This window comes from Alkalibacterium sp. m-11 (assembly GCF_054658155.1).
Genome location: NZ_BAAGIR010000463.1, coordinates 1 through 275 on the forward strand (window position 1 = coordinate 1; position 275 = coordinate 275).

General features: G+C 42.5%; 1 protein-coding gene. It reads right to left on the reverse strand.

The genetic code is table 11. From position 1 onward, the window contains the following. A partial coding sequence (locus ACYQ2O_RS13185; RefSeq protein WP_459796833.1) for a transposase occupies positions 1-275 on the reverse strand: 275 nt, incomplete at both ends.

The following is a 275-nucleotide window of genomic DNA, read 5'->3' on the forward strand; positions in this document are numbered from 1 at the left end:
TTGGTTTTCGTCTGTAATCTTTTTGGATAGTTTGTGCAAGAAATCTTTGCGCTGATTGGCAATCTTTTCGTGCTTTTTGGCTACCTTTAAGCGTGCTTTATTGCGGTTCTTACCGCCTTTTTGTTTGCGGGATAATGACCGTTGCGCCTTCTTCAGCTTCTTTTCGGACTTGTACAGCGGTTTTGGATTTTTGTGCTTCTCAGTTTCCCCTAAATCATTGGTGGTGACCGCAAAATCCGAAATACCCAAATCAATCCCGATCTTCCGTTCAACTA